The organism is Fundidesulfovibrio soli (genome assembly GCF_022808695.1).
Classification (GTDB): domain Bacteria; phylum Desulfobacterota; class Desulfovibrionia; order Desulfovibrionales; family Desulfovibrionaceae; genus Fundidesulfovibrio; species Fundidesulfovibrio soli.
The window spans coordinates 36,660-49,789 of record NZ_JAKZKW010000002.1 but is presented as its reverse complement, the minus strand read 5'-3'; the positions used below and the strand labels follow the sequence as shown (position 1 = coordinate 49,789).

Genomic DNA, 13,130 nt, shown 5'->3' with positions numbered 1-13,130 from the left:
GCGCCGAAACCGTCAGCTGGATTTGCCTTCCGCCGGCAGATGGTAGCGCGTCGCGGGGCCGCGTCCCTTGACGACCAGCAAGCCCCGTTCCACCAGATCGCGCAAATCGTATTGCGCGGTGCGCGGGGGCACGTTCTGCCCCACGATGCCCTGGTATTGGGCACGCGACATGCTGCCGTTCTCGCGAATGTAGGCCAGCCCGAGACGCTGGCGGGGGTTCAGGGCATCGACGGCCTGGGCAGGCTGATCCTGGGCCGACACGGGAGCGGCAGCCGGAACAGTCCGTGACGCACCCTCCCGGCCTGAAACTTCCCGCACGGAAGCGGGACCGTCCTCCGGCGGGATCGGCCTGGCTTTCTGAGCCTCGGCCTGGCCCTCGAAGCGCAGGTCCTCCATGAGGATGACGCTGGAATCCGCCATGGCCACCGCGCGCATGAGACAATGCTTGAGCTCACGGACGTTGCCCGGCCAGTCGTGCGCGGCGATGCGCTCCCAGGCGCCCTGGCTCAGGGTCACGGGGCCCTTGCGCATCACCTGGGACGACTCCCGGATGAAGGCGTCCACCAGCAGCGGGATATCCTCCTTGCGCTCGCGCAAGGGCAGGGTCTGGAGGGTGAGCACCTTCAACCTGTAATAGAGGTCTTCACGGAAGGTCCCCTGCTCCACGCACTCCATCAGGTTCTCGTTTGTGGCCGCGATGACCCGGGCGTCAAAGGCCACCTCCTGGTCGCTGCCCAGCGGGATGATCGTCCGCGCGGCCAGGGCGCGCAGCAGTGCCTGCTGCACCTTGGGGGAGGCGTTGCCGATCTCGTCGAGAAGGATGGACCCGCCGCTGGCCGCCAGGAACGCCCCCTTGCGGTCGGTCTTGGCCTCGGAAAATGCGCCTTTGACGTGCCCGAAGAGCGCGTCCATGAGCAGGTTTTCGTCCAGTGCGCCGCAGTTCATGGTGATGTAGGGGCCCCCTGCCCGACGGGACATGTGGTGGATGGCCTGGGCCGTCACTTCCTTGCCCGTGCCCGTCTCGCCGACGATGAGCACGTCCGCGTCAACTGACGCGGCCTTGCGCACCAGCTGCTTGAACTGCCGCATCCCGGAGCTCGCCCCGACGATGCCTTCCACCGGCTCGTCGTCGCGGGCTGCGGTGACTTTCTTCTCAAGATCAAGGGGCTGCCTGTTCAGATAGTCCCTGAGGCTCGCATCCTTGATCTTGAGTTCGTCCTTCTGCCCGATCAGGGAGACGACCAAGGTGTTGATGGCGTCCTTGAGCTCCGTGGTCTCCTTGTCGCGCATGGGCAATTCGAGCAGGGCCAGTTCCCCGTTCTGGGGCATGGAGCGCACCGCCCGGGCCAAGTCGAGCACTGGCCGGGTGATGTAGCGCCCCACCAGCACGAGCACGATGGCGCTGACAAAGAGCGCTGCCACGAAGATGAGCAGCAGCACGTCGAATATCCTGTACTCGGCGGCAATAACAAGCTTGGAGCGGTCCATGAAGGCCACGCCGCCCACAACCTCGAGGCCCTTCTCGGGCGAACTCATGAAAAACACGGGGGAATACCCCAAGGCGTAGCTGTCGTGCGAGGTCACGGTGGGATCCAGCTCCGCCCCTACGCTTTCTATGCCGGTCTGGCCGTTCTGCACGTCCACAACCATGCGCCAGTAGGTCTCGTTGGAGGCGGCAGGCCTGAACGCGCTGTGCAGGCCCGGCATCCCGTGATCCCCGGAGAGGCCGGAGCGGGCAACGTCGGTGGCCAAGGTGGATTCCTTGTCCTCGTGGTTGCCGGACTGGAACAATATCCAGCCGTTGCTGTCGAAAAAGAAACTGTAGCGCTTCACGGCCGTGCGCGCGAATGCCGCAAGGGGCGACTTGGGGGAGTTGTGCAGGGAGAGGATGTCCCGCGCGGCCCGGCCGTCCAGGGAGATCACCCAGAAGCCGAGCACCTTGCCTGATTTGTCGGTCACCGGCGTGACCATGCGGAATACGGCGAGGGTCAACCCGCTGCTCAGGCTGGGGATCAGTCCCGGCGGGTAGATGGATTCCGAGAGGCCCACCAGTGTCACCGAGCCGGCCTTGGGGCTCTGGAGCCGCGAAGGGGCCATGAGCGGAGAGTTGAAGACCCGCTCGCACTGCTCCTTCGTGAGACGGACCACCTCCTGGCCTGTGTCCACCAGCATGAGGGGAGCATCACCGTTGGCCGGGATGTAGGCCACCTCGCGGTAGTTGCCAGGGCGGACGTGCGCCTGGATGGAGAGTATCGCGCGGATCGGCTCCTCGTCGATGTCGCCTCGCGCAAGCAGAAGGATGTCTTCCCTGGCGTTCTCGAAATACTCGGTCAGGGCGTTGGCCTGCCCCATGGTCAGCACCTTGGTGGTGCGCTCCAGGGCCAGGTTGAGGTAGCGGACGGCAGTGAGCCTGGTGGCGTAGCCCGTGGCCAGCAGCACCAGCGAGACCAGCGGAATGATCGTCACCAGAAGCTTGTTGCGCACGCTCATGGCCGAGAACCTCCCCAGGTTCTCAGCCAGGCTCCCACGAACCGGCCGCTGTGGCGCGAAAAAGCCCATACCCCGCCTCCTGCTACGCGCGATGCTCTCAAGACGCGCAAATTCACACGAGATCAAGTTACAACAAGGCGTTCAAGCTTGCGCGATAATATATTTCCTCAAGCATTCCGTCAAGTTTTAGAACTTGGCACGCGGGTTGCTGTACAAATGCTGATTTTGCGCGTTTTTCGGGCCGGCGCAGGACCGGCCCGCCCACGGTGGCTATCAATCCGGGATGTCCGGGGTGGAGCCCCGGCCCGGTGGAGAACTGGCAGGAACACCAAGGAGGAGCACAGATGAAGAGGATCACACAACTGGCTATCACGTTGATGCTCGCGTTGGGAGCGCCCGGCCTGGCGCTGGCCGCAGGCGGAGGTGGAGCACCCATCGTCCTGGTTGCGGATACCCGCAAGCTGACCGGCATCATGGCCTGGTGGGCCAATCTCTACAATGAGAGCCACCTGTATTTCACCATCCTGACCGTCATCCTGATCCCGCTGATCGGTGTGATCTTCGGCGTGCTGGCGGACATCATCATGCACTGGATCGGTCTGGACCTGAAGTCCCGCGAACTGGCTGAACACTAAGCCCGGCAAGGAGAACCAACATGGAATGGCTCTATATCCTCATGCCCATCGCGGGCGTTAAGATCTTCTGGCCCGGCCTCATCATCCTCGGTGTGGGCGTGGGCATCATCGGCGGCTTCTTCGGCATGGGCGGCGCCTGGATGGTCACCCCCGGCCTGAACATTCTCGGTTTCCCCATGGCCTTCGCCATCGGCACGGACATCGCCCACATGGCGGGCAAGTCCCTCATCGCCACCATGCGCCACGGCAAGTTCGGCAACGTGGACTACAAACTGGGCATGATCATGATCGTCGGCACAGTCGGCGGCTTCGAGGTCGGCGCGCAGATGGTCATGTGGCTCGAGCGCATAGGCAGTGTCGAGAAGGTCGTGCGCTACATCTACCTGGGCCTGCTCTTCCTCATCGCCTGGATGGTCTTCCACGATGTCAACAAGCGCCGCCAGAAGGAACGCGCCGCCAAGGCCGCCGGCAAGGAAGTGGACGCTCTGGCTACCGGCATCGAGTGGCACAAGACCCTGCACAAGATCAAGATTCCTCCCATGGTGACCCTTGAGGCCGCCGGCATCACCTGCTCGGCCTGGCTGCCCATCGGCGTGAGCTTCCTCACCGGCTGGCTGGCTGGCATCCTGGGCATCGGCGGCGGTCTCATCCGCATGCCCGCCCTGATCTACCTGGTCGGCTGCCCCACCCACGTGGCCGTGGGCACGGACCTCTTCGAAGTCATGATCTCGGGCCTCTACGGCGCCGCCTCCTACACCTTCAAGGGCCGCACCGAGCTCGTGGCCGCCATCATCATGCTCTGCGGCGCATCCATCGGCGCCCAGGTGGGCACCGTGGCCACCAAGTACATCAAGGGCTACGGCATCCGCATCGCCTTCGGCCTGGCGGTCATTGGCTGCGCGGTTTCCATCGCAATGAAGATGATCGGGTCTACCTTCAAGCAGCTCAACTACGCCATGGACGTTGCCTCCACAGTGCTCATCCTGGGCTTGGTGGCGGGCATGAGCCTCTACATCTTCGTGAAGATGATCCAGGGCGCCAAGATGGAACTCGCCGCCAAGAAGGCCGCGTAAACGCAACAACAGAGCCAAGGAGCAATGAACATGAAGCGATTCCCACTTCTCTTGGCCGCTCTGGCGCTGGCCTCTCTCTTGGGCTGCAGCGACTTCGGCAAGGTGGATCAGGGCAGAGTCGTGGCCTTCGACAAGGACGCCAAGAAGGTCACTTTCATCAGGGACAAGAAGGCCGACCCGGCCGCCCCTGACTACAACGGCCTGCCTCCGGTGGTGTACCAGATGCCCGTAGACCCCGCCGAGACCGGCCCCGCGCCCAAGGCCGGCCTGCGCATGAAGCTGGACACCCAGAAGAGCCAGATCGTGATCTTCGATCCCCAGGCTCAGGCCTTCAAGACCATCAACTTCAAGATCCACGACATCCAGGAGAACGTGGACAAGGACCACCCCCTGGTGTTCGACAAGGAAGCCAGCAAGGCCAAGCAGTTCCCCATGGTCGACAAGGCCAAGAAGACCGTCACCATCTACTCCGGCCGCCAGAAGCTGCTCGTGACCTTCAGCGTGCCTGACGAGTACATGGCTTGGCCCGACGCCACCTGGGACGCCGGCGACGAAGTCCGGGTGTACTACAAGGACGAAGGCAAGGCGCTGCGGTTCATGAACATCAGCAAGACCGACATCTTCAAGAAGTAGTAGAGGCAGGTAAGGCCGCACCCCCCCACCGCGGCCGCCAGCCATACCTCCAGAGCGGAGGGCCGGACCTCGACCCCCCATCGCCGGCCCTCCGACTCTGGACCCAACAGCAGAAGCGCCCAGCGCGACCCAAGGAGAAAATGGAATGAACGCCAAGCAGAAGATCACCCTCATCGCCGTGGACGTGGCCATTCTCGTGGAGCTCTGCGTGGGCATGTACGCCGCCTCGCACGATCCCGAGAACTTCACCCCCGCCTTCTGCAAGGCCTTTTTCTCCCTCTTCGTGCCCACCCTGCTGGGCGGCATCACTTTGATCCGCCTGCTGCGCGACAAGGTCCGCAGCGAGCCGGACGCAGCCTGAGAGGCCCGCTCACCCGGGCGTTCAGCACAGATTGTTCGTGCGCGGCTTTCCTTCCCTTCCCGAACGTGACATCAGGTGCCCATGAACATTTCCGATTGCCAGAATGTGCGCAGGTTTTCCGGCTGGATCGCCTCCGCCCTGCTCTTCGCCGCCCTGGCCTGCCTGGCTGACGGGCTGGCCGCCGGTTTCAAGGGCGAACAGCGCGACCTCCAGGGCCTGCCCGGCTCCACCCAGCCCGTTACGGCCCCCCTGCCGCAGGGCGCGGCCACCATCCGCGACATCATCGTGCAGGGCGGCGACGGTCAGGTGAGCCTCACTCCACAGAGCGAGTTCAGCGGTTTCTGGTTGGGCGGCACCATGTGGCGGGGCGATGTGCTCATCGCCGAGGACGCCCCCCCCGGGAAGACCATTTTCACGCTCACCGGGCCCTCCACAGACCCCCTGGCCCCTGCCCCCAAGCCCCTGATCATAGCTGTTACCGTACACGCCAACGCGGACGCCATGCGGAGCGCTTCGCCCTCATTCGTCACGCGGGCCACCGGGGTTCACCCCTTCAGCGCGAGCGTCGCCATGCTGCTGCTCGCGCTGCCTTTCGGGGTTGCCGGATACCTTGCAAACCGCACGTTTGAGCGTATTCTGGCCCAAAATGGCCAGGCGGTGGTCTATCTGGCCAAGAAGGACGAAAACGGCATGGTGATAGCCTTTTCCATGGGCACCAGACACGGCCTGCGGACCGGCGTGCACGTTCCGGTCTTCGACGAGCGCGGCATACAGACGGGTGAAGCGCTGGTGGACGGCTGCCAATCAGACGACTGCACAGCCCGGATGGTGACGGGCGCATGTAAACCTGGCTACATGGTGGAATTGCCCTCCGGCATCAAGAAAGACGGAAATGAGTGACGTGCCGCCGGCATCGTGCCACGGCGAAACCAGATGAGAGGTATGCCATGAAAATGATTGCCTGCCTTGACTTCTCACCGACCGCTCCCGCTCTTCTCGAAAAGGCCGTGGATCTGGCCAAGTCGAAAAACGCCGAACTTGTGCTGTTCACCGTGGTGGAGGATTTCGTCGATTTCGGCGAAGGGATTCCTGAAAGCGTCAGCCAACAGCTGATGGACTTCGCCCGCAACTCCCTGGAAAAGGCCCGCGGGGAGGCCAAGAAGATGGGCATGGAGGTCAGCACGGCTCTCGAGTACGGCACCTCGCCCGCCGACACGATCCTGACCTATGCCGAGAAGGCCAAACCCGACCTGATCATCATGGGCAGCAGGGCCAAGACCAAACTGGACCGCTTCCTCATCGGCAGCGTCGCCAGCAAGGTGGTCAGCCAAGCCCCCTGCAGCGTACTGGTCGTCCGCTGAGCCGGACGCGGGGCCGTTGCGCGGCGTGACGCCCGCCGCGGCCCCGATTCAAGCCCCCTGCCGTCTATCCACCACGAAAAACGATGCGCTCGCCTTGCAGACCAGGCGCCCCTGATCGTCGGTCACGGTGGCCTCGGCGCTGATGATCTTCTTGCCCTTGTTGACCAGTGATGCCGCCGCGCGCAGGCCGCTGCGCAGCACGGGGCGGAAGTAGCGCACGCTCATCTCGATGGTGGCCGTCTGCAGCCCGGGCTCCAGGTTGGCCAGAACCACATGGGCCATCGCCTCGTCGGCCAGCGCCGCCATCACTCCTCCCGCCAGAACGCCCGCGCCCTGCAGCAGGTCAGGCTTGAAGGGCAGCTCCAGCTCGGCGCCATCCGCCCCCAGGCGGACAGGGCGCACACCCAGCAGGTTGAACAGGGCGTTGACGCGCTGGTCAGGCTTCAAGACCTCATCGAGATAACTGCTGGACATGAATCGAAACCTCTCTGGCGGACATGTCGGCGGTCCTTCGCCTCATAGTACGGAAGATTGACGGGCGCGGAGCTGGATCAGGCCCGCACCGGCATCATCGTCCACGCATTGCCGGACGCACTGTTTTTCGGGTTCCGCCCCCGGGAAGCCGGGAACTGCACGGCCACAGGCGGGCCTGAACCGCTGAATCCGGCCGCGCCCGCCGTCGCCGCCTCAATCGGAGGGCTCGCCCTCCTTAGGCTGGGATACGAAGGGCAGCACGATGTAGAAGTTGTTGCCCAGCGGGGTAGGCTCGTAGCCCACATCCCCGCCGTGGAGCTTCACCACCTCGCGGATGAAGTACAGCCCGTGCCCGGTGCCGTACTCCCCTTGGGAATTCTCGGCGCGGTAGCCCTCGGTGAACAGGCCGGCGCGCTGCTCCGCCTGGATGCGCGGGCCGGTGCTGAACACGTTGAGCTTCACGCCGTCGCGGCCGGCTCCGAAATAATCCCTGGCCACATACCAGCCGTAGGACATGAATTTGCGCCTGCGTCCGGAGTCGTCCAGCACGTCGCGGGTGTACTTCACCACGTTGGAGAACAGGTTCGAGAATACCTGGGAGATGAGCCCCAGGTCCGCCACCACCTCGATCTCCTGATCGGGCACGCCGCCCATGGAGGTGTCGATCTCGATGCCGCGCTCCGCCAGCCGGGCCCTGAAGCGCTCCACCTGCGGGTCGATCACCTGGCTCTTGAAGTTGCACTTGCGCTTTTCGAGAACATACCGGCCCTCCTCAAAGTGGCTGCTCCTCAGCAAGGTCTCCAGGAACAGGCTCGTGTTCTGATAGTGGCTGTAGATTTCTTTGAACTGTTCTTGAATCGTGTTATATATATATTCAATATCATTCTCAATCTTTGACCATTCGCGCATCGTGGCTTCGTCATCCACCGTACAGATGGATTTCAGTCGAAGGAATTTTTCCTGCAGCGGGCGCACGAGATTGATGCGCGCTTCGAGCCGCTTGTAGAACAGCTTGAAGTACATATTGGGCACTATCACGTTATGCCCGATGTCTTTCACCAGATTGCGGATGAACTGCACATGCTCCTTGTTCTTCATGCTGATGAATCTGTTGTGCAGCTGAAAACCGATGCGGTTGGCGTACCGACCCCAGAAGAGCTTGTCGTGTTCGTTGAGCGTATCCCCGGGGAAGAGTTGCAGCATGCCGATCACGTCCCCGCGCGGGGTGAACGGCAACTGCGATATGAGCTCACGGTTGCCCTTGATGGGCACCATCAGGTGGCCGCTGGTGACGGCCATCTCCTCGGTGAATTCGACGTTCTGTTCTATCCTGGGGCAGTAGCTGGAGCAGCAACTGATGATCTCGTTGTGGCCGTCGGCCACGTAGAGGGTGCATTCCAAGCCGAAGAGGGCCTTGGGAATCATGACACAGACGGCGTAGACGTCCTCGACGCAGGTGAACTCCTGCGCCAGGTCGAAAAAGATATTCAGCGCAACGCTTTGAAGCTGCGTGAAATTGTATGCCTTGTAATTGCCGAGCTTGGCCTGAATGCGGCTATTTACCACCTCCAGGCGCTTGAGATGCTGGTCTTGCAGCTCAGCGTCATCATCGGGAACCGGGGCGCTCTCGGCGACGTCCATGTTCTCTCCTGGCGAAGGCAAGTTGGAGTCCCATCTGAGGACTACACATTCAACCATCGGATGACAAGGACAAGCCCGATTCCGCGCGCCCTTACATCTCCATGGTGATGACGACCTTGCCTGGCGTGACGCCCTTGAGCTCCCCGAGCATTCCGGCCAGCCCGGCGCGCAGCATGCGGCCCACGAACGGGTTCAGGCCCAGGGGTGCGCCGTTCACGGTGATTTCCAGGCTGCCGCCCAGGGAAGTGCATCCCGCGACCCCGACAGCCCCTGACACGATGCTGGCGGCCAGCTCACGGCAGTCGGCCTGGCCGCAGCCCCCGCAGTCCAGCCCGGGCAGCAGGAAGGCGTGCTCGTTCACCAGTTTGGCCAGGGCGGCCACGTCCGTCACGGCGGGTACGCCGTCCACGCCCTCGGGCCCGTAGACCGCGATGGCCAGGCCGCCCGCGCCCGCGCCCAGGTCGCGGGCCTGGGCCGCGTTGGCCGCGATGACCACCCTGGGCATGACGGTCAGATCCTTGCCGCCTTCCACCACGACCATGTCGCGGCCCAGCAGGGGCAGCATCTGGTCCAGGTGGCGCTTGCCGCGCCAGAACATGGCCGACTCGCCCTCGCCGATGGCCCCCACCGCGGGGCTGACAGCGAGCAGCTTGGCCGTGTCCGTGTTCTGCTTGTCCAGCCCGGCCTGATGCGTGAACTTGAGCGATGCGGCCTCCACGCCCAGCGCGGACAACTCGGCGATGAGCCGCACGCAGAGGGTGGTCTTGCCCGTATCCTTGAATCCGACAACGTTCACAGCGCGCATGGGCGCCTCCTTTGGCTTTCAGGGGATCGCGGCCTGGGGTTCCGCGGCCCAAGGCTCGACAGTGTGTATCACGTCGCAGAGGCTTTCAAGCCACTGCGGGTCGTGGCTGACCACGACGCAGGTGAGCCCGCGCTTGTCCCTGGCGCTGAGCACCGCGCGGCGAACCAGCTCCGAACTCTGAGGGTCCAGGCTTGCGGTGGGCTCGTCCAGGAGCAGCACCAAGGGATTGAGCGCCAGGCGGGCCGCCAGGGCCACGCGCCTGCCTTCCCCGCCGGAAAGCTCCCACCACCAGCGGCGGCGATAGGTTTGGGGATCAAGCCCGACCAGCTCAAGGGCCTGCCGCAGGCTGCCCGGATCTTCCCTGCCCCTGACACGCAGGCCGTAGAGCACGTTGTCCTCCACCCGGCGGCGCAGCAGGGCCGGGTCCTGGGGCATGAGCACGGCCTGGCGGCGCAGGGCCGGGTCCCCGCAGAGCCCGGGACGCCCCATGAACAGCACCTCGCCTGTTGATGGAGCCAGCAGGAAGGCCATAATGGCCAGAAGCGTGCTCTTGCCCGCGCCGTTCGGGCCGCGCAGACCCACGATGCCGCCTTGCTCCACGGCCAGATGCTCGCAACGGGTGGCCACACGATCCCCGAAGCGGTGCTCGAGGCCCGAAATCTCGTATACGAGGGGGCCGCTCATGCGCCGCTCCTTCGCCGGAGCACTACCAGGGCCGCGTTGACCAGCAGGGAGATGCCCATGAGCACCGCGCCCAGAGCGACCCCCTGGGCGAACTCGCCCTTGCCCGTCTCCAGGGCGATGGCCGTGGTGATGGTACGGGTGTGCCATTTGATGTTGCCGCCCACCATCATGGCGATACCCACCTCGGAAACCACGCGCCCGAAAGTGGCCACGGCCCCGGCCACGACGCCGAAGCGGGCCTCCCAGAGGATGCCCAGCAGCAGCTGGCGGCGGTCCGCGCCCAGGGTCAGCAGGGTGAGGCGGAGCCTGGGGTCCAGCTGCTCCACGGCGGCGGCGGTCAGGCTGGCGATCATGGGCAGGGCCAGCAGGGTCAGGCCCAGGGCCATGCCCGGGATGGTGAAGAGCAGATCCAGGTCGCCCAGGGGACCCCGGCGAGACAGCAGGGCATAGACCAGCAGGCCGATGACCACCGTGGGGAAGGCCATGAGCGCGTCCGAGCACATGCGCAGCAGCCGCCTGCCCGGGAAGTTGAAATACCCCAGGCAGAACCCCACCGGCATCCCGACAGCCAGGGCCATGCCCATGGAAAGGGCCGTGGCCTCCAGCGTGGCGGCCACGGCCGAGAACGTCTCGGGGTCCCCCGTGGACAGAAGGTCCACGGCCCGCGAGAGACCCTCCAGCAGGTAGTCCATCTACTTCCCGGCGTTGGGGAAGAACAGCTGCTTGTCCATGACCTTGAAGTCCGCGATGACCTTCTGGCCCTCGGGGGAGGCGATCCACGCCGCGAACTGCCTGGCCAGGTCATGCTTCGCCTTGGGACAGGCGGCCGTGTTGAGGGTGATCACGCTGTACTGGTTGAGCAGGGCCTTGTCGCCCTCGACCACGATGGCCATGCCCTTGCCTTCGGGGCTGGCCTCGAACTTGATCCAGGTGCCGCGGTCGGTCAGGGCGTAGCCGCCCTTCTCGGAGGCCATGCGCAGGGCCTGGAGCATCCCCTGGCCGGGGGAGACATACCACTCCTGCTTGTCGGGGGTCTCCATGCCGGCGTTCTTCCAGAGCTTGAGCTCGGCCATGTGCGTGCCGGACTTGTCGCCGCGGCTGATGAACACGCCCTTGCCCTCGGCGATGGCCTTCAGCGCCTCGGCGGAGGTCTTGCCCTTGACCTTCATGGGGTCGGCCTTGGGGCCCACGAGCACGAAGTCGTTGTACATGATCTGGGTCCGGTCCTGGCCCGCGCCATCGTCCATGAACTTCTTCTCGGCTTCGGGGGCATGGACCATGAGCACGTCCACGTCGCAGGCCTTGCCGTGCTCCAGGGCCTTGCCGGTGCCCACGGCCACCCAGCGCAGCTCCACGCCGGTCTTCTTCTTGAACGCCTCGGCCAGCACGGGGAGGAGCCCGGTGTCCTCCGTGCTGGTGGTCGTCGCCATCATCAGCACCTTGTCCTGCGCCAGGGCGAAGGCGGAATTCAGGAGGATCATGCAGGCAATCAGCTGGAAAACAGCGACTTTTCTCATTTACGTCTCCTTGTTCTTTGCTGAACAATACTTGCAGCAGGGATGCATCTATGTCAAGAATGTCACATGAACAACACCTCCTTCGACCTTGCGCGCCTGCCGTGCCGGCAGTTCAAGGACGGCACCTGGCGCAACTTCCAGGACGAGGCCGCGACTGAAATCCGCCTGACCCTGAATTTCGAGGACGGGTTCCAGAAGAACCTCTGGGCCTTCCCCGACGGACGCCTGCGCGATCTGGCCCTGGGGCACGCCCTGCTCGACGTCTGCAAGGCTGGCACCATCCCGGAGATCGTCGAGGAGTCCGAAGAGGGCTTCCGCCTGCGCATCAAGCCCGGCTCCCCGCCGCAGGCCAGGCCCTGGCCCGGCCCCCTCACGCCCCAGGACATTCTGGAGGGGGCCGCCCGCTTCATGGAGATGGCAGGACGCTGGGACGCCACAGGCTGCTTCCACAGAGCGGCAGTGTTCGACCCCGCCAGCAGGACCTTCATCCACCACGTTGAGGATATCGGCCGCCACAACTGCCTGGATCGCATGGCGGGCTGGGCCCTGTCGCGCGGCGAGGCCCTGGCTGGCCGGGTGCTCTTCGTCTCCGCCCGGGCCACGGCCTCCCTGGTGGGCAAGGCGGTGCGCACGGGCTACGCCATGATGGTCAGCCGCTCCGCCGTGACCACGGCGGGCGTGGACATTGCGCGCAAGGGCTCCATGAGCCTGATCGGCTTCTCGCGGGAGAACAGGTTCAGCATCTTCACTGACGCCAATGAGCGCATCGCCGAGGCTGGCTAGCTCCATGAGCGCCACCCCAGGAGATGATATTCCCGAAGGCGTAGCGCGCCAGGCACGAGCCACAGTCATCCCTGGGGCTGATTGCGAAGGCTGCGGCATGACGCCGGGAGTCGCCGTGGTGCTCGCCGGGGGCAAGAGCCGCCGCCTGGGCAGGGACAAGGCTGCAGTGGTGTTGGATGGGCTTCCCATGCTGGCACGCATGGTCAGGCTGGCGGGGGATTTCTGCCCCGCCGTGGCCGTCTCGGGACGCGACCCAGCCCCCCTGGTGGAGGGAGTGCCCTGGTTCCTGGACGCTGAAGCCGGCCTTGGCCCCCTGGGGGGCATCATCACCGCCCTGGAGCACTACGGCACGTCCTGCCTTGTGCTCTCCTGCGATCTTCCGCTGCTGGACGCCGCCACGCTTAAGATCCTGTTCGCCGCTTGGCGCTCCCGACCGGAGCACGCCGTCATGACAACATTCCAACAAATAGAGACGGGCTTCATCGAGGCCCTGGTGGCAGTTTATGAGCCCCAGGCGGCACCTCTGCTCCGACGCGCCAATGAAGAAGGCTGCCGGAAGCTCTCGCGAGCCATTCCGGCAGCCTTACGCCACGTGGTGATGTATTCGACGGCCGACGCCCGGCCCTTCTTCAACGTGAACACCCCCGCCGACCTGGCGAGCGTGCTGACCTGA

At 64.6% G+C, this 13,130-nt stretch carries 15 protein-coding genes; 8 read left to right on the top strand and 7 right to left on the bottom strand.

Annotated elements, in window-relative coordinates; genetic code table 11:
- Positions 1–12 precede the first annotated feature (12 nt).
- Complete coding sequence (locus MLE18_RS04045) at positions 13–2,490, bottom strand: sigma 54-interacting transcriptional regulator (protein WP_243367538.1); 2,478 nt, start codon at positions 2,488–2,490, stop codon at positions 13–15.
- A gap of 344 nt (positions 2,491–2,834) precedes the next feature.
- Between MLE18_RS04045 and MLE18_RS04040 the strand changes: the two genes are divergently transcribed.
- The 6 genes from MLE18_RS04040 to MLE18_RS04015 all read left to right on the top strand — a co-directional run bounded on the left by MLE18_RS04040 (position 2,835) and on the right by MLE18_RS04015 (position 6,553).
- On the top strand, positions 2,835–3,125 hold the full coding sequence (locus MLE18_RS04040) for a DVU0150 family protein (RefSeq protein ID WP_243367536.1): 291 nt from the start codon (positions 2,835–2,837) through the stop codon (positions 3,123–3,125).
- 20 nt (positions 3,126–3,145) lie between these two features.
- Complete coding sequence (locus MLE18_RS04035; protein WP_243367534.1) at positions 3,146–4,198, top strand: sulfite exporter TauE/SafE family protein; 1,053 nt, start codon at positions 3,146–3,148, stop codon at positions 4,196–4,198.
- Between the two features lie 30 nt (positions 4,199–4,228).
- Positions 4,229–4,831: a DUF4881 domain-containing protein gene (locus MLE18_RS04030; protein WP_243367533.1), complete on the top strand. Its 603-nt coding sequence runs from the start codon at positions 4,229–4,231 to the stop codon at positions 4,829–4,831.
- A 145-nt stretch (positions 4,832–4,976) separates the two neighbouring features.
- A complete protein-coding gene (locus tag MLE18_RS04025; protein ID WP_243367531.1) occupies positions 4,977–5,192 on the top strand; it encodes a hypothetical protein in 216 nt (71 codons plus the stop codon).
- 81 nt (positions 5,193–5,273) lie between these two features.
- Positions 5,274–6,092, top strand: coding sequence for a hypothetical protein (locus MLE18_RS04020; protein WP_243367529.1), 819 nt, complete (start codon positions 5,274–5,276; stop codon positions 6,090–6,092).
- A gap of 47 nt (positions 6,093–6,139) precedes the next feature.
- Positions 6,140–6,553, top strand: coding sequence for a universal stress protein (locus MLE18_RS04015; protein WP_243367527.1), 414 nt, complete (start codon positions 6,140–6,142; stop codon positions 6,551–6,553).
- Positions 6,554–6,601: 48 nt separating this feature from the next.
- On the opposite strand, the gene MLE18_RS04010 is transcribed toward MLE18_RS04015, so the two are convergent.
- The 6 genes from MLE18_RS04010 to MLE18_RS03985 form a co-directional block, all read right to left on the bottom strand.
- Positions 6,602–7,027 (bottom strand): PaaI family thioesterase, encoded by a 426-nt coding sequence (locus MLE18_RS04010; protein WP_243367525.1) that lies wholly within the window; start codon positions 7,025–7,027, stop codon positions 6,602–6,604.
- A gap of 213 nt (positions 7,028–7,240) precedes the next feature.
- Entirely contained in the window at positions 7,241–8,668 is a 1,428-nt protein-coding gene (locus MLE18_RS04005) for a sensor histidine kinase (protein WP_243367523.1), read from the bottom strand.
- A gap of 91 nt (positions 8,669–8,759) precedes the next feature.
- On the bottom strand, positions 8,760–9,473 hold the full coding sequence (locus MLE18_RS04000) for a molybdopterin-guanine dinucleotide biosynthesis protein MobB (RefSeq protein WP_243367522.1): 714 nt from the start codon (positions 9,471–9,473) through the stop codon (positions 8,760–8,762).
- 18 nt (positions 9,474–9,491) lie between these two features.
- On the bottom strand, positions 9,492–10,157 hold the full coding sequence (locus tag MLE18_RS03995; RefSeq protein WP_243367521.1) for an ATP-binding cassette domain-containing protein: 666 nt from the start codon (positions 10,155–10,157) through the stop codon (positions 9,492–9,494).
- Positions 10,154–10,849, bottom strand: coding sequence for an ABC transporter permease (locus MLE18_RS03990; protein WP_243367519.1), 696 nt, complete (start codon positions 10,847–10,849; stop codon positions 10,154–10,156). Before MLE18_RS03990 ends, MLE18_RS03995 begins: the two co-directional genes overlap by 4 nt.
- On the bottom strand, positions 10,850–11,674 hold the full coding sequence (locus tag MLE18_RS03985) for an ABC transporter substrate-binding protein (RefSeq protein WP_243367517.1): 825 nt from the start codon (positions 11,672–11,674) through the stop codon (positions 10,850–10,852).
- Positions 11,675–11,740: 66 nt separating this feature from the next.
- Here MLE18_RS03985 and MLE18_RS03980 point away from each other — a divergent pair, with 66 nt between their 5' ends.
- Together MLE18_RS03980 and mobA are read left to right on the top strand one after the other, a co-directional pair.
- A complete protein-coding gene (locus MLE18_RS03980; RefSeq protein ID WP_243367515.1) occupies positions 11,741–12,457 on the top strand; it encodes a formate dehydrogenase accessory sulfurtransferase FdhD in 717 nt (238 codons plus the stop codon).
- A 97-nt stretch (positions 12,458–12,554) separates the two neighbouring features.
- Positions 12,555–13,130 (top strand): molybdenum cofactor guanylyltransferase, encoded by a 576-nt coding sequence (gene mobA / locus MLE18_RS03975; RefSeq protein ID WP_243367513.1) that lies wholly within the window; start codon positions 12,555–12,557, stop codon positions 13,128–13,130.